The sequence below is a fragment of the Paenibacillus curdlanolyticus YK9 genome (assembly GCF_000179615.1).
GTDB lineage: Bacteria > Bacillota > Bacilli > Paenibacillales > Paenibacillaceae > Paenibacillus_T > Paenibacillus_T curdlanolyticus.
The window spans coordinates 228,328-249,631 of sequence record NZ_AEDD01000006.1 but is presented as its reverse complement, the minus strand read 5'-3'; the positions used below and the strand labels follow the sequence as shown (position 1 = coordinate 249,631).

Here is a 21,304-nt window from a genome sequence, read left to right as displayed (position 1 = left end):
CTGCGCGAAAAGCAGCAGAATATTATTGAGAGGGCATTTGAATTAAAGGGTAAAGAGGCGGTTGAAAAGTTGACTGATTATCCGGTTTATTTTGTGAATTAGATAAATCTCCTCAAGGAGAGACGGGACTCAATTGGGTCCTTTTTCCTAGGTTAGCAGGGATAAAAGGATGTAAGGTCGAATGAATTTGGTAATAGTGTATTCTAGTAGTGGAGGTATCAAAATAGTCAAATTTGTACTTCTACTCAGGGGGAGAAAGTTGACTACCATTAACAGGAACATTTGTTCTTGAAAAGACTGCGCGATATTTAAATATGTAGTAAAATGATCTTTATATGATCAATTATGAAAGCAGGTTCAATATGAGTAAGCAAGCAACTAAGAAGAACGTTGAATACATTACAAGTCAGACTGTTGATACTACTGATTTTATGCTCTTTAAACCGACTATTAATGGAAATTATTTGGATATTTTTAATAAAATAACTGCAGCTTTATTAGTTATGTTTAACTACCGACGTATTCAATATCTTAATGAGCAAATTCAAAAATGGAAAAGTAATATTAATTTAGATGATCTGGAGGGAATGAAGCTTCTCTCAGTATTAAGTATTTTGAGAGATTTATTAACTCAGGAATGGAGAGTTCTTAAAAATAATGAGCATGAGTTGATGCTTGCTCCTCCCGTCTTACTTAGAGGAGATGACAAGGCTTACTTGCGCAAGCAACTTCAGCACGAGAGAAACGCACAGTTTAAGCTGGATAGCATTAAGTCCTTCATTAATAAGATGGAAAAGAAGCGTAAGTACCAAGGAAAAGAACTAAGCATACTGGATCTTATTGGGGACAGCGTTCTACTTTCTTCAACAATAACGAAAATAAAAGACAGTGTCAAACAAGATGAGCGCATTAGAATGGCTGCTTCAGGGATAAAGCCATATGTTCAGCTTGTAGATAATTCATCTTGTAAGCATACAGGCTATAAGCTAATGGACATTTGGAGATATTTTCGTTATACATGGTCAATCCCCTACAAATCGACACCAGGCAGAAATGTCTTTTATTTAATTAGGGATGCCGCACAGCCTTCTCATCCTGTCATGGGGATTGCAGCCTTGGGTAATTGCGTATTGCAACTAACAAATCGAGATAAATACATTGGTTGGACACTTGATTCTATCAAGAGTGTATTGAAGAAGAAAGTTAAAACAGAGGTGTTTGAGGAAATTCTTCCTGGAAAGCTAGGAATAACAAGACCTGTTATAAAAACAACTAGTTTAGAAAATGACCGTGAGTATCAAGAGCGTATTCGGTTAGAAAGTGACAAGACTATAAAACTCTTGTTAACATTTTTAGATGAAGCAATTAGTGACATAACACCTGTAGATTTATTGACGGCTGATGAAATTCAAAATCCTAACTCTGAATGCATAGAAAGATTGAAGGGAGTTGCTGAATCACTGAAGGATCTCCAGCTAAATAACAAAAGAACTACTGGAGAAATTAATTGGTATGAGGAGGCAAGTACACCTCTGTTTACAAAAAAGAGAGCGATTGAATTAGCAAAGCTTCTAGAAGCAAAGCTTAATATCAGAAAAGTGTTGGAATCCGAGCGGGATAATCTCAGGGCATTACAAAAGTTGCTGTCAAATGATAAAGGTAAATCCGTTAATATTGCGTTGCAAGCAAACCGAAAGAGCAAGATTGGCTCGAATTTGATGGAAATCATTGTATGTGGTGCGATCCCTCCATATAATGAGGTTCTCGCAGGCAAACTCGTAAGCATCCTAATGTGTAGTCCTTTAGTGGTAAAGGGATATAACGATAGATACTCAGAACAAGTCAGTGAGATCGCATCTAGAATGAAAGGTGAAAAGATTGTTAGGGATTCTCAGCTTGCCTTTTTGGGGACTACAAGTCTATATCATATGGGAAGCAGCCAATACAACAGGATCAAGATTCCTGTCGAAGATGGTGAGTATCTAGAATATAAAAAACTAGGTGAGACAGAGGGGTTTGGATCAGTTTTTTTTGCACAGGAAACCACACGATTCATAAGCACAATGGTACAACTGATTGATGGTGGTAGAAAAATAAATAATGTCTTTGGCGAAGGAACAAGTCCTCGTTTACGACTAATACGCTCAGGGCTTTCTGCACTGGGAATGTCCTCGGGAAATTACTTAAAGCATCATACAAGAAGAATTGTTTACGGTGTTTCATTAGCATCAAATACCCGCGAATTCCTAAAGGGAGAGGCTAAGGAGTTAAACTACTTACTTCCACTAAATGGTCATGAGGAGAAATACACGGAGCAATTAATTGACTTCTGGAGAGAGCGATGGTTTCTGAATAGAATTGAGACTGTTGATATTATCGACAGACTTAGTTCCTTTAGAAAAGCCTCAATGTTATTAAGTAAATACTTTTAGTTTGGGGGAGAAGTATGTACTTTGATTTAGATTTTATCGCAAAGCTTTATAATAATCGAAATAGCTATGCAGATGTATTTAGTGCGGAGGAACTCCGCACTCTCCATGTGGAATCCGGGATTGAGGCGTTGCTAAAAAAATACGTTGAACAAAAGAAGCTTATTTTTCTAACTGGAAATCCTGGGGATGGAAAGACGCATTTAATAAAATCGTTAAAACCGATTCTTGATGTACATGAAGCCTATGTGGAACCTGATGCAAACAGCATTAAGGACGAGGAGGCTTTTTTAACGGAGTTAACAAAGGCATTTTCTGAGGGGAAACCTTGTATTGTGGCGATAAATGAATTTCCGCTTATCTCTTTGTTGGAAAAGCTAGGCGATAGGCTTCCAGGCTTCCAGCAGATCATGACTCAAAGGGAACAAGGGATAATCTACAATAAGGGAAACGAAGAGACAGTTGAAGAAGTGGTTGTTGTTGATTTAAACAATCGGAATCTATTATCCAAGGATATGCTAGAAAAAACCTTGAATAAGCTGCTGGAGATTAGTAAACCTTGCAAAAATTGTACAGACAATAGCTGCACAGCTTCAACAAATTTAGTAAAGCTAAAGCACTCAGTTGTGCAACAGCGATTATTTTCTGTTATTGAAAAACTTGGGAGCATAGGGCTTCATGTTGTAATGAGAGATATCTTAGGCTTTTTTGCGTATGTCATCACATCAGGTAAAAAGTGCATAATTAGAAAAAATGAAGACTCTAATGAAAATGATTATTACAATCTAATATTTAATGGCTCTAACGAATTGTTTACTGCTTTAGCCATATTTGATCCGTATCATTATTCTCATCCAGAGATTGATGAACGTCTATGGAACGGAACCCTCACAGATGGATGGCTATTCCAGGATGAATATGATTCCCCTGAGTATTCAGAAGAACCTTTAGAAGCCTTTAAAGCCTTGAAGAGAAGGTTTTATTTTGAAAATGAGCGTGGACATGAATTATTAGATCTCCTTCCCACAGAATATAAGGCTTATTACGATGTATTGATCCAGGGTTACGATAGACAGGATGAAATGATAAGGGAGATTATATCCGGTATCAATAAGTTCTTCAATCCTGATGATCATGATGATGATAAGCTGAAAATCTGGACGACACATAAATATGAGCTTCGTACTTATCCAAGGGTAGCTGTTACAAGTAAATATGCATATTCGAATCAAATTGAACTACTGGTTCCAAGGCTTCCTGTGCATTTGACGGAAATGGAATACGTTCCCGATCATTTTCTTTTCCGCGTGTATAAGTCAAAAGAGATGGCTTTTGTTGAGCTAAGAATTGACCTGAACCTTTATCGAGTTTTAACGTTAGTTCAAATAGGCTACCCATCACAACTTGTGCCCGAGCAGCATCAATTTAAGCTACTTCGTTTCATGAACGAGCTTTCTTCGTTAGAATCGACAAGCAGAACGAATGAGTTTTTGATAAGGGATATGGATAATCGTTCATCATATCGGGTTAAGGTAAATAATGCACAATATGTATCCAAGCGGGGGTAAAAGAATGTCAAACCGATTGAAGGAATATGGGAGTCAGGTATTAAATGACTATATACAATATAGACCCACTTCTTCATCCATTAAACCGGTTCATGTTGCTAATGGCTTATTTAGACTTGTTTCTGGAGAAAGCTATACGGTGGATGCTTTAAATGAGTGGATAATTCGCTGGAAGCAAGGTAAGGAGGTTAATCCAGCAACGGAAATAAGGGATAAATACAATGATGCTTTCGATGATAATGGCTTTGACGATGATGAGATAAATATGCTTCGGTATTACTTAAATATCATTTTTAATGCTGATAATGCTGCATTCCCAAGTGCGAATAACACTGTTTTGACAATTAGCAGTAAAACCCAAGTTCGAGGGTCTGTTGCACTGGAAGCCGGATTACATAGCTTCTTGTACCGTATACTTACTACAGAGGTGAATGGACAAGCTTCGCCATGTCTAGAACTTATCAAAGAATTTTTAGAGAATGAGAACGATGATCTCAGCAGAATTGCAGCGCCTTTGACCAAGTTCGCTAAAAAGAAAGCTCACGATCAAACTGCTAAAACAGATTTGCCTATGCTGAGTGGTGTGGAACTTAGATTAAGGTCTTCATTTGACAAGTTGGCTGAAAATGAGATGTTTTCAGGTAACAAGTTGTTGACCTTAGAAAGGATTATTCTGTTTGGCTGTTTTGCTATCATAAATCATTTGTCTTCAAAGGTACTAGACTTATCCTCGGAATTTCCTGTTGATGATAGGGTTCCTATTCTTATTGATGCTGATGGTGGGCTTGATTCAGTGAAGTATGCTAGTGAGGAGACCTTGGTAGTAGCAAAGCTACTAATTGAAAGGTTCTTCGAAAAGGGCTTGGAAGAAATTCTATCTCTTGAGAATTATGATACATTTACACATGAGGAAATGCTTGTACGGATTAATGATTTGCGTTTAGAGGAAAGCTCAAGAAGAACCTCTAACCGTGAGGAAGAGGAAGAAAAGAGAAAAAGCTACCGTGCACTTTACCTAGGTTACTTCGAGCAACTCCAAGATCCCTTTGAAGCCTTTATAAAGGCATCACGCTTTAAGCTTTTTGCCGATGAATATGATACCGATCCTTCGACCTTTATTTCAACCTTCGGTGGAAGAATCGCTCTGCTCGCGCCGAGAGCTCAGGGTGGAAAGCGTAAGAGATACTCACCTGATCCACTTATCATGGAAATCTTGCTATTGACTATCCTAGAACCTGGACGTGGGTTGACTTTAAGCCAATTTGGTCAAGAGCTATGGAATAGATATGGAATAATTTTTGGTGCTAACCCCGAGGCAGATTATGAAAAGCTGACTAACTGGAAGGTGACTCAAAATACGCCAGGTGATCTAGCTGGTGATCTGGCAAAGAATGCAGAAAAAATTGCTGATACTTTAATTTCGATGGGATATGGGAAACGTTATGCTGATGGTGTAACGTTTATTTCCTTGAGGGGGTAAAAAATGTCTTCTGAAAAAGTGCTTTCAGATATACTTGCTGCTATCGTCTGTAAAAGAGTTTTAAATGAGAGCTACGGTATACTCCTAAAGGACTTACCCAAATATTCATACAGCAAATTTATTAGTATGCTCGAGCTTAGAGTTCAAGAACAAAGTCTGACAAAGCCAAATGTTTTTTTTGTCGGCTTCACGGAAGTCGAGCTTGATGAACTTCGTCTCGAACTGAGTAATCAGCTTACCTTTCTTTCTCTATACTATTCTGTAGAAGAAGCTGAGGATTTCAGAAATGACGGAGACATTAATAGCACTCGTATTGTAATTGTAAAAAGGGTAGTTCCAAAGCTCTCCTCTCTTCGTTGGTATGAGCAAATAACAGCAGAAGAGATTTATAAGGAACTATGTATCACTGCTGAAAGGCAGTTAGGCGGTATCAATGAATCGTTAAAGAATATGTGGAAAGCTCTAAATTCAAAAAAAATAATGGAACTAATCTCATTAGAACGACTAATTGACTATTATCAGTATTTAACACTAAATGATGAGGACATTCCAAGAGATTCTGTAGAGCACTTATTTAGACTAGGATTGTTAATCGATGATAGTGTATTTGTTAAGAATCACATAGATTCAATTAGACAGAGACTAACCGAAAACTCTAGAATAGTCTCACGAATAAGCAATCTAAATAAAGAGGATCGGAAAGCAATTCAATCTAACCCTGAATCGGATAAATTCCACTCCACTCGATCCAATATACTTCGATACTATAGTACAAGAGAGGTTACCGCTCTTGGACAAATGAAATACAGTGATGTCCAGGAACTCCTTTCAAAGGTAAAGGGCGGGCAGACGGGCAAGAAAAAGTCTGTTGATATCGAAGAGGATACACAAGATTCTGATGAAAATTCGGAAAAACCAAGAAAAAGGCCGGGCTCGCCAGAGTCGACGGCTGTTGATTTAATTATTGAGCACGACACAGAGAAGGTAAAAGGGCTGCTTGATGAGATCGAACAAAAGTATACTGAATGGGAAAAAGGGAAGGCAAGTAAAGTTAATGTTGAGAGTGAAAATGAGAGCACTCGGATTGAGTTTATTCCTGAGATCTATAACCTCATTCAAACCTTTGTTGGTGAAAACGCCTTCGGGGGCGTAATTAAAGCCAATGTTAAAAACCCGATAGATGCATTTCGTTCGTTGGAGCAATTTCGAGTTAGGGTGTTTGATAGAGAGTATATTGACGGAATTAAGGAAATTATCAGCTTATTCGAGGATGAATATGCTGAGGTCAAGGGGTTATCGGTAGCCTTTAACGAACTATTATTTATCAGAAGCAGGTTAGTAAGCGCGGCTCACCGTCTAGCAGATTGTCCTATACTTAAGATTGTTGAAACCGATGAAATTTTAAAAAGCTGCGCTTCATATGTAGAACTGTACGGAAGAGTTCTTATGCTTATTAAACAGCATTATGGTTTATTTAGTTCCTTCAGTCCCAAAGGCTCGAAGCAGTTAATAGCTAGTATTAATTCTCTAGATATGATCTATATTGTTGGCGAGGAAAGCTTACACGCAACCAGCACACCATTATTTCCATTATATCTTTGGAAATACGTCGAACTCACGGTTAGATTAAAAGAATCCTCGTCCAGTTTGAGTGAGATTGATAAAGATTTCCTTGTTCGAGCGTCAGAGGAAATTCCGAATCCGTTACCTACAGTTTTCGTCAGTAGCTACAATTCAAACAAAGGTGACAGAGTAATTCCAGAGGTAAGTTTACTTGGTAAGCTGCCGATTTATTCAAGCGAGCAGCAGGTCAATCAAATGCTTGACGGTCTTCAGGTAATTGAAAAATCACTGATGAAGTTCATTAAGGTGTATCCTCACAGTTCGTACGGAATAAGAGCTGCCTTTGTGAATCCTCCAAGTATTAAACATGTTTTTGACCTGGTTAAGGGAATGCTCCGAGCAAAGGATGTAAGCCTTCAGGGGGCTCATTTACATATATATAAAACTAAAGAGACCCCTGAAAATTGGTCAAGCTTTGATGATGTGGATGATACCATATACAGTAAGTTTGCTCTTTCAAATGATCCAAACTTTTCTATTAAGATCGACACTATTGTACTAGGGTTTGAAGCACTGGTTGAATCGGTAAAAAAGAATCACTTTCATACAGTTGTATTGTTTGATCCATGTGAGAAGTCCGTATCAAATACTAGAAGAAATCCACTACTTAAAATTCATCCGTTATGCATCCCGAAGGTGTTTGAATACGACCCTATCGCAGATAAAGTAGAGATTTTACCTGCTTCAGATGGAAATATATTCTCTGATCATCATGATCTAATTGGTCGTCTAAACGATAAGCCTCAGGGGTGGCATCACACAATAGTTTTAGAGTTAGAGACAAGTAAACAGGAATTTAATGAGTTGCTTAAAGCTGTGCCGTGGTTAATTATTGCTGATGCCAATTTAAAAAACCTTGAAATGAGCGTTATAGGCTCCGAGAAGTGTATCTATTATCAGTCTAAGTCATTTCGTGACGTAGGGGTTTATTCGAATGACTGGGCAAAGCTTACAAAGGGGATGGACTATACAATTCGTTCCATTGGGAATTATGGTCCAAAGGAAGAGTGTGTAGGTCAGGTGCTTAGAACAATTCAAGGCTTAAATGAAAGAGGAGTATTAAGCCTCGCTTCTTCAAAGGCGGATAGGACCTTTAATATTAATCATACCAAGGGAGCACTTGGTACTGCAATTTCCGCAATTTGGTCAAAGCAAAATTCAAAGAATTTTATCCTAGTAAGCTTGGATACAGAACTTGCACAGAGTTGGTTAGATGAACGTGAAGAAGGAGTTTTTTCTGATCTAATTGGAATCACCTTCGATGAGCATCAAGCAGTAATAGATATTGTTGAGGTTAAAACATACGATGGGGCTTATCAAATTGACAACAATGAGATCACGGGAAAGGCTGTAGAACAGGTGAATTCAGTAAGAAGTATTATTCACGAGATTTTTAATGAGAGGGACAAGATTACAAGCACATCTCGAAGAGAGTTACTTAGGTTTCAGGCATTTAGAGCTTTTTATCAGCTTCCCTTATCAAAGACGGATAAGAAGGAGTGGACATACCAATTAAATCGTCTATTTGCTGGGGAAATACCTGTCACTATTAATTCCTCAATTCATCATGTCAGGTTTAGTGAGCAAGGAGTTTCCACTAGCAGGCAGTTGGACTCAGATTATAAAATAAATCTGTTGGAAATACGTGACGACTTTATTAATAAGGTTCTAGTTAATTGCTGCGAGATCAGCTTTGAAAGTAAATTCGATTCAATAAGTTTTAAGGGAATAAAGAGCTCAACTCAGCCCTCAATAAATCCTTCCTCGGATGGCGCTTCTGCCATATCACGTGATGTGAGTATGATCCCACTCGATGTTGAGCAAGAAGCAGCTAATATATCTGATGAAAGAAAGCAGATAGCTGATGGGATTGGAGGCGATGATGATCATGGTGAGGCTACAGTTGCAGTAGTAATTGAAGAGCAAGATAGGGCGGCGGAGTTGAAGGCGCAAATCCTCAAAGACGCGGGTACGTTATATAGGGCATTGCGAGATTATTCAATTGATGTTTCCTCCGTAGATCCAGATTTGGCTTTAGTAGCATCAAGATTTATTAGATTCCGAGTAAGATTAAGAGCCGGCGAAACATTACAAAAGGTATTAAGGTATCGTACGGATATTACAAGGGAAATAGAAGCTGAATCTGAAATTCTTGTTGGAAATGAGCGTGGTACTCAATTTGTTTTTGTTGATGTTCCCCGCAAGAGCAGTGATTCAATTAAACTCTTAGATTATCTTAGTATGCTGCCGCGCGATACACCTGTTGGAAATCTGAATGTAGTGATTGGACAAGATCCAAGTGGAGAGTTTAAACTGCTAAACATTGCCCAGGCTCCACATATGCTTACTGCTGGCTCGACTGGATCAGGTAAGACAATTTTCCTTTACAGCTTGATTGTAAGCTTGATTTCACAATATAGCCATGAGCAACTTGAATTAGTAATTATTGATCCCAAGCAAACTGACTTTATATTTTTCGACGGTCTTCCTCATCTTCGTAATAAAGAGGTAATATTAGACGCTGAGAAAGCAGTTGAGGTACTTACAGATTTGACTGAAAATGAATTGGAAAGAAGAACAGAGATGCTGCGTCAATCACGTAGCAGAGATTTGTTTAGCTACAACCAGAAGAATCCTGAATCGCCATTAAAACCAATCGTTGTAATAATTGATGAGTATGCTGATCTTGTTCAGGTAGCAGACCTTGAAGGGCGAAAAAAGGACTTTGAGAGACAAATGATCCGATTGGCGCAGCGATCAAGGAATGTAGGGATACATTTAGTTGTCGCTACCCAGAGACCAAGTGCTGATATTGTTACCTCAAATTTGAAAACAAACATCCCTTGCAGGATCTCCTTCAGATTGCCAGCGCACCAGGATTCCATGACGATTCTGGATTCTCCGGGAGCTGAGGACTTGTTAGGACAAGGAGATATGTTGTTTTCACTAAATGGCGATATGACAAGGCTTCAGGGATTGTTTATCAGTGAAGAGGAATTAGAGAGGTTTTTAGAGAAATATATATAATTATTTTACACCGTTAGGAGCCAACCTAACGGTGTACTTCTTTGATGATGGAAAGAGAGTGTGTGGAGTGTTTGTACATGATATAACTAAAGGTACCTTTATTAAAGAAAGTAAAAATAGATTTCTATGTACAGTTATGATTGATGGTTTAGTTAACGAGTGCTATGTACCTAGTTCATCACGGATTGAGAATTATTTGAAATTGAAAAATCGTGAAGTGCTGTTAACTAAAAACAAAAGTAAAAATAGGCGAACTGAGTATTCACTGTTCGCGGTGAAGTATTACAATAAGTATATTTTAGTTAATTTGAATATGGTAAATTCTATCGTGCAATTTTTGATACAAGAAAATAAATTGAAATCATTAAGTAGTTTTAGCATCAAACGAGAACACATAATTAACGGATACAAGACTGATTTATTGATAGAAAATGATGAAGGAAATCGAAATATAATTGAAGTAAAGGGGGTAATATCTTCTAAACAAGAGGTCATGTTTCCGAGTGTTTATTCAGAAAGAGCAATATTTCAGTTGTCACGAATAAAACAATTGCTTCATGAAGGTGAAAAGGTTACTTACATTATTACTTCTTTAAGTCCTACAGTTAGAAGAATTAAACTTGATGATACCTACAGAGAGTATTATCATAGTTTTAAAGAATGTCTAGATCTAGGAATGCAGACCCAGGCTTTTTCAGTTAATTTCCATAATGGAGAAATTATATTTGGTAAACGTATAAGAATTATTCTTTGAATAGTCTAAAAAAGAAATAGGCAGGTATTACCTGCCTATTTCAAAGGGTCCACTCAGTTTCATCAATTTCGATATGAATCCATCCAGTAGGGATAATATGTAGTTTGTTATCAGCTGTTTTCAAACGATGAGTTCCAGAGTCACGGACAATGAGTTCAGTTACATTATAAAAGAACTACCTTCTCACCATTTGGAAAAAAGTATGTCCTAGAAGCTTCCTTAAGTTGCACGGGATTACCGATCTCAGACATAATAGTACCTCCTGAAACGTCTATAGATCATATTATACATCAAAATGACCTTGCCCTGAAAAAGTAGACACGCAGAAACCCTCAATGACACCAATTAGTCTAATAGTTACATCTCTGCTCCGACCAGGAATGGCGGGACATAATTGTTGGAGGAATGCGTTCTCCGACGGTTGTAGAAAAGCTCGATGTATTCAAATACTGCCTTCTTAGCCTCAGCTCGCGTCCTGAATGTGTAATCATTGAGCCATTCCATCTTCAGTTTTCTCCAAAAGGATTCCATTGGAGCATTGTCATAGCAATTGCCTTTGCGACTCATGCTGCATACAAACTCGTTCTTCTTAAGTAGTTTCTGGTAGCCTTTACTGGCATATTGAACGCCACGATCAGAATGCACGATAAGCCCTTTGGATGCGCCTGTGCGGCCAATTGCCTGCTTCAGAGCAGCACAGACAAGTTCTGTTTTCATACGGCTATCCATCGCCCAACCAACGAGTTTACGGCCGTGTAAATCCAACACGCCAGCAAGATAAAGCCAGCCCTCAGCAGTCGCGATATAAGTAATGTCGCTCAACCATTTCTCATTGGGTTTGCTTGTTGTAAAGTCTTGATTCACGATGTTGTCTGCAACAGGCAGATTGTGGCTTGAATTTGTGGTTGCTCTATATTTCTTTACCACTTTTGATCGAATCCCGTTAGCTCGCATTAACCGTGCCACGCGGCCACGGCTGGCTTTCTTCTCCGGTGGCAAATTCTTAGTGATCTGCGGAGATCCATAGATTCTGCGACTATTGGTGTGTATGTCTTTTATCGTATCAAGCAGCTCACGGTTCGCTTTGCTGCGGTTGCTTTCTGGCCGCTTCATATGAGCATAATAACCGCTTCTTGAGACATTCAAGGCTTGGCACATCTTCGCAATCCGAAACTCGAAGCGGTGTTCAAAGATAAACTTGAACCTCATGGTTTCTGATTTTTCGCGAAGTAGGCCGCCGCCTTTTTTAGAATATCATTTTCTTCTTTGAGGTCCGCCAGTTGCTTCCGCAGCTTACGAATCTCATCATCCTCTTCCTTAAGATGGCCGCTGCCTGGAAACGCACTTTCTCCATCAAGCTTATAATTTTTCACCCAGTCTCGAACTGTGGTGTAATGAACATTCAGATCCTTCGCCGTATCCGCCATCGTTGCTTCTCCGGCTAAAATTCGCGATACCACCTGTTCTTTAAATGCTTTATCAAATTGCTTCCGTTGCCCCATAGTAAATCCCTCCACTTTTATTATAGAGGTTTTCTATGTGTCTATCTATTCGGGGCAGGGTCAATTTGAATATTGTTACTGCAATTGAATGATTTGCTGTTTGAGGCATCCGACTATGGATGACCCTTGTTGGTAATAGTAATACCTTATTTATTATTAGTAGAAGTAGCATAAAATCAGGTTGAAAATTAGAGGGAAATTCCTTGAAAAATCCTCATGCTTTTAGTTAGGAAATCTCGCTCAGTTTTTAGAGGTTTCTGCTCCGCTTTTTAATTGGTAGAACCTTGCTAATATCATGTTTGAAGTGGTATATTTGAGCTAGGTAAAGGGAGGCAAAAGCTTCAACTAATTATTATATCCTAATTGGTTTAAATTCAAACATCAATTTAATAGTCTAATCATATACTACCACTAGATGATTCTAGGAGGTAGATATAATGGGCAAAAAAAGGAGGAAGAGAACAATGGCAACACAAATCGCTGCCACTCCTATTGTTACTGGAAAATATGCTAAAGAGATATTGAAATCTATCAAAAAACAGCCAAGTGCAGCTTCCAAAAAGAACGGTCAAGATTTAATCAATTTTTTTAAAAATTTCGAGTCGAAGGGGAAGTAGTTAGTTTTGTCACTCCCTGATGATTTTCGAATAAAAAAGCTATCGGTAGACGATAAGCAAGCCATAAAAGAGTTTGACTGTCATATTAAAATTCATGGGACACCTCCACGAACCGAGAAGCGTCTGAAAAGAATTCATCAAGAAATGAACCATTTTCTGCAAAGAGAGGCTTTGAAGGAACAAGAAAATGCATTAAATACGACTTTTCTTTTGTATAAAGGCAACGATCTTGCTGGATATATGTCTTTATGCGCAGATAGCATAAAACTACAAAGCAGGGAACAACGTTCAGAGAATGTTCCTTATGAAACAATTCCTGCATTAAAAGTGGCAAGATTAGCTATTCATAAGGGATTTCAAAAGATGGGACTAGGGAAATTCTTATTGCAATATGCTATCCACAAGGCTCTTATTATGCGCGAAGAGTTTTGCGGCATCAAATTTTTAACACTTGATTGCTTTCAGCATAGATTATCGTATTACACTGATGAAACTATTGGTTTCAAACAAAACGGTAATCAATCGCATAACGGAGATTCGCAAGTTCCGATTAGTCTACGCTTGCACATCGATAATTATCTTGAAACTAAAGCCATTTCCTAAAGAGATGGCTTTTTGAGTAGTCAAAAGAGTCCAGTCATATTTCTCATAATAACCTTCTAAATCTGTCGAGAGATGCTGCTTAGCTAAGCCTAGCTTTCTCGTTTCCTCTCTGGCATGTCTCAAAAGAATAGAACCTATTTTATTGCCTTGTAATTCTGGAATAACATATAAACAAGCAAGCCAAGGAAATAAATCCTGACGGCTTATTAGGTCATTTCTTAAGAGTGCGTACGAGCCGACGATAGCATTATTTTGGACAGCAATATAAAACCGTGGCAACTCACAATCTGAAGTGCACGAATATTACATACAATCATGGTAAAACTTATAGTTACTTTGGCTTCCCCACTGATTCCAATACACCGTAACAGCGTCATCAAAAAACTCCATCTTATCTCGTAATTCGAATACTTCAATCACCTCTTGTTATCCCCTTATTGAATGCATAGTCCCTTATTTTAAAGAAATTGAATATGACTTCCTAAATGCACTTTCGTATATGAACGATCTTTACACTAAGGGAAGCAACGAGAGGCATGCGTTGGTGTATACTGAAGAGAAATCGAGTTTCGTTAAAAGAGGTAGATGAAGTGGAACAGACCTCGCTAAAAGATAAACTATCTAATCTATCCATATGGAAAAAGAACGGACAACGGCTCCGCATAAGCCTCTACTAATTCTTCTAGCGCTTGTTCAACTGCAGCAGCAGCACACGATCTTACCGTACGAAGAAGTCCGTGACAAATTAAAAAAGCTGCTTATGGAGTTCGGCCCTCCAAGAAAGTCCTATCATCCTGAAGAGCCATTTACTACTGATGGGATTTGGAGATTAACCGGCTCCGTCGACAAAAGAAACTTTTCGGATAAGCAGCTCTTAACAGAGCAAGTATCCGCGGGGTTTACATACGACGTGCTCGTGCTGCTCCAAAACAATGACCTACTAATCCAAGAGTTGGCTGAATTGCTGTTGAATAAGCATTTTCCAGAGAGTATTCATCAGGATATTCTCGACGAGATCGGGCTTGATTTCTCAGTAAGAAGAAAGCGGAAGCGTGATCCGAACTTTAGAGATCGCATATTGAAAGCGTATGAGTTCAGCTGTGCAGTGTGCGGCTTTAATGTCCGGTTGGGGCATCAGTTAGTAGGCATTGACGCTGCCCATATCCAATGGCATCAAGCGGGTGGGCCGGACACGGAAGAGAACGGGATTGCTCTGTGTTCGTTACATCATAAATTGTTTGATCGCGGTGTATTTACGATAACGGGTGAGCAGGAGCTGCTAGTGGCTGAACAAGCTTATGGCACGCATGGTTTTGAGGAGTGGCTTATGCGTTATCACGGTAAAAAGGTGCGTTCTCCGATACACCCTGTGTATACGCCGATAGACAGCTTTGTAAATTGGCATATAAGGGAAGTATTTAAAGGACCAGCTAGGTATCTTAGCTAATAAAATAACAAACACAAGGTGACCCCCCCATGATTATATACGAATCAACCAAAGTAGAATTTCTAGCTGATGTTTTCACCGATAACCTGGTGGAGCATATCAGTACCCATTTTGCAGAGAAGATCGGTAAAGTGAATGAGCGTGAGGTGCGGGCGTGGGATAACTCGATGCAGTATATGTATCGGGTGTTGAGTGACCATGAGATTCCGAATAACGCGGGTGTGGCGATTGAGTTTAAGGTGCCGTACACCTCGAAGCGGATTGATTTTCTTATCTCGGGGCGTAACGATCAGTCGGATTCCGTCGTGGTCGTCGAGCTTAAGCAGTGGGATGCTGTTGAGAAGGTTGATGGCAAAGAAGCGATCGTGAAGACGTTTATCAATAAAGGTTTGATCGAAACGCCACATCCCTCGTATCAGGTATGGTCGTATGCGGCTTTAATAGAGGACTACAACGAGAATGTCCAAAATAATAAGATCCAGCTGCGCCCATGCGCGTATCTGCATAACTATCTGATGGCCAAAAAGGATGAGCCACTGACTGATCCTATCTATGAGTTTTACGTTGAACAGGCTCCGATTTTCGCTAAGGGCGACGCCCCTAAGCTTAGAGAGTTTATCAAGAAATATATCAAGTACGGCGATGATAAGGAAAACCTGTACCAGATCGAGAATGGGCGAATTCGTCCTTCGAAGTCTTTGCAGGATTCATTGAGCGGTATGCTAAAAGGGAATAAAGAGTTTACGATGATTGACGATCAGAAGGTCGTTTATGAATCGGCATTGGACATTGCCCGCGAATCCTACCGTTCTGGCCAGAAGAAAGTGCTAATCGTGGAAGGCGGGCCGGGAACCGGAAAGTCCGTTCTAGCCATCAATCTGCTCGTGCAGCTTACGCAATACGGACATGCCGTCCAGTATGTAACCCGCAATTCTGCGCCCCGTAATATTTATTCGGCCAAGCTAAAAGGCGATTTTCGTAAGACGAGAATCGATAATTTATTTAAGGGATCGGGTAGCTTTGTCGAAGCGACGGAGAATGAATTCGATACGCTAATTGTCGATGAGGCACATCGTTTGAACGAGAAGTCGGGGCTATTTCATAATCTCGGTGAGAATCAGGCGAAAGAGATTATCCGTGGTTCTAGATTCTCGATCTTTTTCATCGATGAGAGGCAGCGTGTTACATTAAAGGATATCGGCAGCGTGGGGCTAATCGAACAATATGCTGAAGAGCTAGGGGCAGAGCTCATGAAGACAAAGCTCTCCTCGCAATTTCGCTGCGACGGCTCAGATGGCTATATAGCGTGGCTAGACGATGTGCTGCAAATTCGCGAGACGGCGAATGAGCATTATTTGGGCGTGGATTATGATGTTCAAATTTTCTCAGATCCTCATGAGATGAGGGCGCGAATCGAGCAATTAAATGAGCAGAAGAACAAGTCGCGAATTGTCGCAGGCTACTGCTGGGATTGGAATAGCAAGATGAGGAGCGATCCGACTTACTCGGACATTACGATCCCATCATACGATTTTAATATGAGCTGGAATCTCGACAATACAGGCACGTGGGCTATCGATGAAAAGTCTGTTCATGAAGCGGGCTGTATCCACACTTGCCAAGGGCTAGAATTTGATTACGTTGGCGTTATCATCGGTGATGATCTCACGTATCGCGATGGACAAGTGGTCACAGACTATACGAAACGCGCGCGAACTGATCAATCGTTAAAAGGCATTGCCAGAATGATGAAGGAAGACGCCGACAAAGCCAGAAAGCTCGCTGACGATATTATACGGAATACGTATAGAACGTTGATGACGCGCGGACAGAAGGGCTGCTATATTTTCTGCACGGACAAGGCTTTAGAGGAGTACCTGCGGAGCCGCATTGATCGGGTGAGAGAGGTCTAGAACATGAGCGGATGCGTGACGGTTTGACTGTAAGCTTGCAATCTATACTTTAGCTTTGGGGGAAAGAAAGTGCTACAGGAGGTTCTGTGGAAGTCGTTGATGATTAACGGTTCTATTGTTATGTTTTGGAGGCCAAGCTTATTAGAAAAGTATATTGAAAACATAAGAGAAGAAGGATTCGACGTTTATATCTTTGATTGTGAATCGTGGGATAGGAACAGTTGTCTGTTGGAAATAGGAAATACACTCGAGTTCCCAGATTATTACGGAAGAAATCTTAATGCTTTCAATGACTGCCTCTCCGACATTGTCCCAAGTGGTGAAGGCTTTGTGCTTGTTTTCAAGAACTTCGACAAATTCAATCAACGAGATAAAGACACTGCGTACCACATATTAGACATTATCCAGAATAATTCTTGGCGCTTACTTGTCGAGAATCAAAAGAAGTTGATCGCTTTTTTGCATTCAAATGACCCTCAGTTGCACATTGAATCTTTGGGAGCATTACCTGTACGTTGGAACAACGAAGAATGGTTTGATAAGAATAGAGGCGTTTAGCCAAGCATGCCGATTATATAAGCAAACGCTGTATTCATATTGTCCCGGCCGGAACGAGCACGATAGCTACGGGATTTCAATTATGGACGGTGGCCTAACACAACGCCCGCCGATCATTAATAAACTACCCTTGAAGTGATTTTGACTCAAAGGGGATAACAAAGTCTGATGAAAAAAAGAGCAGCGAAAAAGCGGCAGCGGCATGTGCATGAGTTTGAAGGCAGCACGAAGCTGGCTGAGGAAGGCGCGGACCGTCATAATCACCGCTTTGCAGGCGTGACAGGTCAAGCGATTCGGCAGGGCAAAAGCCACATTCACGAAATCGACCTCTCCCATACAGACTTTTTAGACCATTTTCATAATCTCAAAAAAATCAAGACCGGGCCTGCCATTCCCGTAGGCAACGGCAAGCATGTGCATTTCGTCACCGGCACGACGACGCTGAATGACGAGCATAAACATCAATTCAATTTTGCCACGTTAATCGATCGGCCGCTTGTTTAATAAGGAAACGAAAGCGCAAAAAAGGTACAGCCTCTTCAATTTATTGAAGAACTGTACCTTTTCTATGAGTTGGACTTTTTACTGGCCCATGTCCATATAGACGATTTCCCACAGATGCCCGTCCAGGTCCTCGAAGCTTCTCACATACATAAAGCCATGATCCGCCGGTTCTTTGGACGGTTTGCCTCCCGCAGCCAGCGCCTTGTCCGCCAGCTCGTCCGCTTGCGCTCTGCTATTAGCGGAGAGTGCGATAATCCCAGCAGCGGCGCTTGCGGCATCAGCTATCGGCTTTTTGACGAATGTCTGGAAGTACGACTCCGTAAGAAGCTGAACGCACGTGTTGTCATTGATTACTAGACAAGCCGCGTTTTCATCGGAGTACTGGGGGTTGAACTCGAAGCCAATACTGCTAAAAAACGCCTTTGACCGGTTCAATTCTTTCACTGGCAGGTTTATGAACGTGTGAGTTGATTTGTACGCCATTCTCGGCACCATCCTATTGTATAAAATCCGCTTAGAGTCTTTTCCTAGCGGTAAAAACCTAAGATAAATTACTTGGTGCTCTTAAGCGCATCGCGCTTCAGGTACAAGAGGACGGCCACAACGATCAAGCTCGCGAATGGGACTATGGCATCCCCCACAAGGCCTGCGGTGAGGTTCGTCACGATCGCGCCTATCAAGATGGCGATCATGACGGCGATTGATGCCACTGCCGCCCTTCGGCTGCGATAGCCGGCGATAAGAAACAGCCCTGCCAACGCTTCGAATACGCCGACGGTATAGATCAACACGACTGGGGTACCCAGCTTGTCGGTGAATAATTCCCTGATTTGATCAGAACTCGAGAAGATCTTCGATGCACCGGCAAACAGAAAGTCTAACGCCACTAAACCCTGCAGAATGCGTGTTACCCATTTCATTAGTCAACACTCCTTTATTTCAAAACCTCATGGACTGGATTTTACAAGTTTAGAAATGACTACAACCCAAATTATTGAGCAAAATGAATCTTTTGAAAAGTACTCTCTTTTTTCATACTAAGTATGAAAAAACGTACCATTACGTGGCGAAGCACTATGGAGGAGTACGTTCAACCATGCTAGTACGTAAAAAATAGGACTTATGAAATACTGTATACTTTGGTAAAGTCGGGGTAAGAGATTCGGAATTTGGATAATAGGGAGTTGAACTCATGGATACAGATAGAAGTCAATCGTATCGAACACAGGGAATAGTGACCACTTTGCAAGTTATAGGTGGAAAGTGGAAGCCGTTGATCCTGTTTATTTTGATGAAAGAGGGAACTAGACGGTTCGGTGAATTGAGACGCAAGCTCCCTGAAGTTACGCAAGGCATGCTTACCAATCAGCTCCGCGAATTGGAGAAAGACGAGATCATCGTTAGGCAAGTGTTTCAGACGATCCCTCCGAAAGTCGAGTATTCGCTGTCCGACCATGGAAGAACGCTAAGTTCGCTTTTGACCGACATGTGCGGTTGGGGGTTTCATCATATCGAATTTACGAACGATACGAATGACGTCAATGGAGTTAAACGGCAAACTGAATAAGAGGTGCTTTGGCAGCATGTCGTGGTAATCAAAGGACGTGTATGGGGCTCCCTGGTCGCTGTGAACGATCAGTCCCGTCACGTCCTACTCTATAAGTACATCGTATTTTTTATTTTCTACTATCAGCACTCACCCCCTATCCCTATCTTTACTCATCCCCGTTCCGGTTAATTGACTATCACATACTATTCTATAATTAATAGGAAGATTTCGATGTTCACTAAATTTACTCAAGGAAAAGTATGAAAAAGGGGTAATCCAGAATCGGACAAAAGATGGTACTATATATTGGGCGGATGCATCCATTGTCCTGATTCCAAATGGCCAGGGAGAGCCATGCACAAGAGAGTGAAGCGGCCTTGTGGCAGGTTGAAGATGGCGAAGAAGTGATCCGCCAATCCACTAGCCGTATGATTCTTTTGTTATCGTAGTTGAACGAGCTCGTCATATGGCAGCTCTTTGCAGAAGTTTGTATAGGCGCTAAGTCAATTCATCAACAAGGAGATAGGATCATATGGAACATATGGAACATATTCATGGCTCTTATGATGCGCTGTTAGTTATTTTTTCTTATGTGGTTGCCGCTGTAGCTTGTTATACGGTTCTTGACCTGGTCGGAAGAATTACGACATCGACTGGGCGAACCCGATGGTTATGGCTATCTTATGGCGCTTTTGCAATGGGGATGGGAATATGGTCGATGCATTTTGTCGGTATGCTTGCATTTTCTTTGCCTGTGCCCGTTGCTTATAATCTTTTCACAGTGGTATTGTCCGTTATTGCGGCAATCATTGCTTCATTCATTGCCTTATATGTAGTTGGCCGGGATCAATTAACAATACGCCAACTGCTTGGCGGCGGGATGCTGCTTGCCACAGGCATCTGTACGATGCATTACACTGGAATGGCTGCGATGCTTATTGATATTTCGTATGACCCGTTGTACTTCACCCTCTCTATTGTTATTGCTTTAGTAGCCTCAGTCGCTGCGCTATGGCTCTCGTTCTACTTCCGCAGAGGCGGAAGCGGAGCTGCGTGGAAGAAGCTTGGCAGCGGGTTAATTATGGGGGCGGCAATTGTTGGCATGCATTACACAGGCATGACCGCGGCCCACTTTTACTTGGGAGATAAATCGGAATCCTCCTTGGGGATCATATTGGATCAGAATTGGCTCGGATATTTTATTTCGGGAGGCACGCTGTTTACGCTAGGGCTATCTTTGCTTGGCATTTATATTTCCAATAAGTTTTCCTTTAAAGATACCGAGATTCAAGAGAAAGCCAATGAAATCCATCAGATGAATCAGGAATTACGGCAGTTAAATGAAAATTTGGAGCAATTAGTGAAGGAGCGCACTGCGCAGCTTGAACAGGCCCATGATGAAGCGATCAAGGCGAATATGATTAAGAGCCAGTTTTTGGCCAACATGAGTCATGAGCTGCGAACACCTCTGAATGCAATCATCGGATATAGTGAGATGCTGGCGGAAGAGGCGGAGGAGCTTGGCGAGCAAATATTTGTAGAAGACCTTGGAAAAATCAGAAATGCGGGAAAGCACCTGCTTACACTGATTAATGACATTCTGGACATATCAAAAATTGAAGCTGGAAAAATGGAAATTCATATGGAGACGTTTGAGTTGTCGGGACTCATTCAAGATGTGATTACGACAGTCAAACCGCTTATAGACAAGAACGGAAATAAATTGGACA

16 protein-coding genes and 1 pseudogene are annotated in these 21,304 nt (G+C 40.7%); 13 read left to right on the top strand and 4 right to left on the bottom strand.

Annotated features, from left to right (window positions below; all coding sequences use genetic code 11):
- Positions 1-362 precede the first annotated feature (362 nt).
- From PAECUDRAFT_RS13355 to PAECUDRAFT_RS13335, 5 genes are read left to right on the top strand one after another with little or no spacing between them, the layout of a single operon-like run.
- A complete protein-coding gene (locus PAECUDRAFT_RS13355) occupies positions 363-2,432 on the top strand; it encodes a Druantia anti-phage system protein DruA (protein ID WP_006038624.1) in 2,070 nt (689 codons plus the stop codon).
- 14 nt (positions 2,433-2,446) lie between these two features.
- Entirely contained in the window at positions 2,447-3,997 is a 1,551-nt protein-coding gene (locus PAECUDRAFT_RS13350) for a P-loop NTPase family protein (RefSeq protein ID WP_006038623.1), read from the top strand.
- Between the two features lie 4 nt (positions 3,998-4,001).
- Positions 4,002-5,477, top strand: coding sequence for a hypothetical protein (locus tag PAECUDRAFT_RS13345; protein ID WP_006038622.1), 1,476 nt, complete (start codon positions 4,002-4,004; stop codon positions 5,475-5,477).
- Positions 5,478-5,480: 3 nt separating this feature from the next.
- The gene (locus tag PAECUDRAFT_RS24710) at positions 5,481-10,127 is read left to right on the top strand and encodes an FtsK/SpoIIIE domain-containing protein (protein ID WP_006038621.1); all 4,647 of its coding nucleotides are present in this window, start codon (positions 5,481-5,483) and stop codon (positions 10,125-10,127) included.
- A gap of 31 nt (positions 10,128-10,158) precedes the next feature.
- On the top strand, positions 10,159-10,881 hold the full coding sequence (locus PAECUDRAFT_RS13335) for a DNA/RNA nuclease SfsA (RefSeq protein WP_006038620.1): 723 nt from the start codon (positions 10,159-10,161) through the stop codon (positions 10,879-10,881).
- Positions 10,882-11,238: 357 nt separating this feature from the next.
- Here the strand turns inward: PAECUDRAFT_RS13335 and PAECUDRAFT_RS13330 are convergent.
- Positions 11,239-12,383 (bottom strand): IS3 family transposase gene (locus PAECUDRAFT_RS13330; RefSeq protein WP_085979474.1). Its coding sequence is split into 2 segments (ribosomal slippage): positions 11,239-12,119 and positions 12,119-12,383, totalling 1,146 coding nucleotides; the frame shifts between segments, so codons are not numbered across the junction.
- 464 nt (positions 12,384-12,847) lie between these two features.
- Between PAECUDRAFT_RS13330 and PAECUDRAFT_RS25925 the strand changes: the two genes are divergently transcribed.
- Entirely contained in the window at positions 12,848-13,000 is a 153-nt protein-coding gene (locus PAECUDRAFT_RS25925; protein ID WP_006038617.1) for a hypothetical protein, read from the top strand.
- Positions 13,001-13,006: 6 nt separating this feature from the next.
- Positions 13,007-13,603: a GNAT family N-acetyltransferase gene (locus tag PAECUDRAFT_RS25675; RefSeq protein WP_006038616.1), complete on the top strand. Its 597-nt coding sequence runs from the start codon at positions 13,007-13,009 to the stop codon at positions 13,601-13,603.
- On the opposite strand, the gene PAECUDRAFT_RS26725 is transcribed toward PAECUDRAFT_RS25675, so the two are convergent.
- Positions 13,556-13,882: a GNAT family N-acetyltransferase gene (locus PAECUDRAFT_RS26725; RefSeq protein ID WP_085979473.1), complete on the bottom strand. Its 327-nt coding sequence runs from the start codon at positions 13,880-13,882 to the stop codon at positions 13,556-13,558. The two genes, PAECUDRAFT_RS25675 and PAECUDRAFT_RS26725, sit on opposite strands and share 48 nt — an antisense overlap.
- A 311-nt stretch (positions 13,883-14,193) precedes the next feature.
- Here PAECUDRAFT_RS26725 and PAECUDRAFT_RS13315 point away from each other — a divergent pair.
- From PAECUDRAFT_RS13315 to PAECUDRAFT_RS13300, 4 genes and pseudogenes are all read left to right on the top strand, one after another.
- A pseudogene (locus PAECUDRAFT_RS13315) lies at positions 14,194-15,050 on the top strand (phosphorothioated DNA-binding restriction endonuclease).
- A 29-nt stretch (positions 15,051-15,079) separates the two neighbouring features.
- Complete coding sequence (locus PAECUDRAFT_RS13310) at positions 15,080-16,963, top strand: DUF2075 domain-containing protein (protein ID WP_006038614.1); 1,884 nt, start codon at positions 15,080-15,082, stop codon at positions 16,961-16,963.
- Positions 16,964-17,062: 99 nt separating this feature from the next.
- Positions 17,063-17,521, top strand: a complete 459-nt coding sequence (locus tag PAECUDRAFT_RS13305; protein WP_233516763.1) for a barstar family protein — start codon at positions 17,063-17,065, stop codon at positions 17,519-17,521.
- A 168-nt stretch (positions 17,522-17,689) separates the two neighbouring features.
- Entirely contained in the window at positions 17,690-18,025 is a 336-nt protein-coding gene (locus PAECUDRAFT_RS13300; RefSeq protein ID WP_006038612.1) for a YmaF family protein, read from the top strand.
- 78 nt (positions 18,026-18,103) lie between these two features.
- Here PAECUDRAFT_RS13300 and PAECUDRAFT_RS13295 read toward each other — a convergent pair whose 3' ends face one another.
- Together PAECUDRAFT_RS13295 and PAECUDRAFT_RS13290 are read right to left on the bottom strand one after the other, a co-directional pair.
- Entirely contained in the window at positions 18,104-18,508 is a 405-nt protein-coding gene (locus PAECUDRAFT_RS13295; protein WP_006038611.1) for a VOC family protein, read from the bottom strand.
- A 68-nt stretch (positions 18,509-18,576) separates the two neighbouring features.
- Positions 18,577-18,945 carry a DoxX family protein gene (locus PAECUDRAFT_RS13290; protein ID WP_006038610.1) on the bottom strand — a complete coding sequence of 123 codons (369 nt, stop codon included), beginning with the start codon at positions 18,943-18,945 and terminating at the stop codon, positions 18,577-18,579.
- Between the two features lie 272 nt (positions 18,946-19,217).
- On the opposite strand from PAECUDRAFT_RS13290, the gene PAECUDRAFT_RS13285 reads away from it, so the two are divergent.
- On the top strand, positions 19,218-19,592 hold the full coding sequence (locus PAECUDRAFT_RS13285; protein WP_006038609.1) for a winged helix-turn-helix transcriptional regulator: 375 nt from the start codon (positions 19,218-19,220) through the stop codon (positions 19,590-19,592).
- A gap of 514 nt (positions 19,593-20,106) precedes the next feature.
- The coding region (locus PAECUDRAFT_RS26130; protein ID WP_324603673.1) for an MHYT domain-containing protein at positions 20,107-21,304 on the top strand (1,198 nt) is incomplete at its 3' end.

Excerpts from the sequence above, each read along its gene's own strand:
- PAECUDRAFT_RS13295 (WP_006038611.1), bottom strand. The coding sequence starts at position 18,508 with ATGGCGTACAAATCAACTCACACGTTCATAAACCTGCCAGTGAAAGAA.
- PAECUDRAFT_RS13300 (WP_006038612.1), top strand. The coding sequence starts at position 17,690 with ATGAAAAAAAGAGCAGCGAAAAAGCGGCAGCGGCATGTGCATGAGTTT.
- PAECUDRAFT_RS13285 (WP_006038609.1), top strand. The coding sequence starts at position 19,218 with ATGGATACAGATAGAAGTCAATCGTATCGAACACAGGGAATAGTGACC.
- PAECUDRAFT_RS13355 (WP_006038624.1), top strand. The coding sequence starts at position 363 with ATGAGTAAGCAAGCAACTAAGAAGAACGTTGAATACATTACAAGTCAG.
- PAECUDRAFT_RS13305 (WP_233516763.1), top strand. The coding sequence starts at position 17,063 with ATGATTAACGGTTCTATTGTTATGTTTTGGAGGCCAAGCTTATTAGAA.
- PAECUDRAFT_RS13290 (WP_006038610.1), bottom strand. The coding sequence starts at position 18,945 with ATGAAATGGGTAACACGCATTCTGCAGGGTTTAGTGGCGTTAGACTTT.
- PAECUDRAFT_RS25925 (WP_006038617.1), top strand. The coding sequence starts at position 12,848 with ATGGCAACACAAATCGCTGCCACTCCTATTGTTACTGGAAAATATGCT.
- PAECUDRAFT_RS13310 (WP_006038614.1), top strand. The coding sequence starts at position 15,080 with ATGATTATATACGAATCAACCAAAGTAGAATTTCTAGCTGATGTTTTC.
- PAECUDRAFT_RS13350 (WP_006038623.1), top strand. The coding sequence starts at position 2,447 with ATGTACTTTGATTTAGATTTTATCGCAAAGCTTTATAATAATCGAAAT.
- PAECUDRAFT_RS24710 (WP_006038621.1), top strand. The coding sequence starts at position 5,481 with ATGTCTTCTGAAAAAGTGCTTTCAGATATACTTGCTGCTATCGTCTGT.
- PAECUDRAFT_RS13345 (WP_006038622.1), top strand. The coding sequence starts at position 4,002 with ATGTCAAACCGATTGAAGGAATATGGGAGTCAGGTATTAAATGACTAT.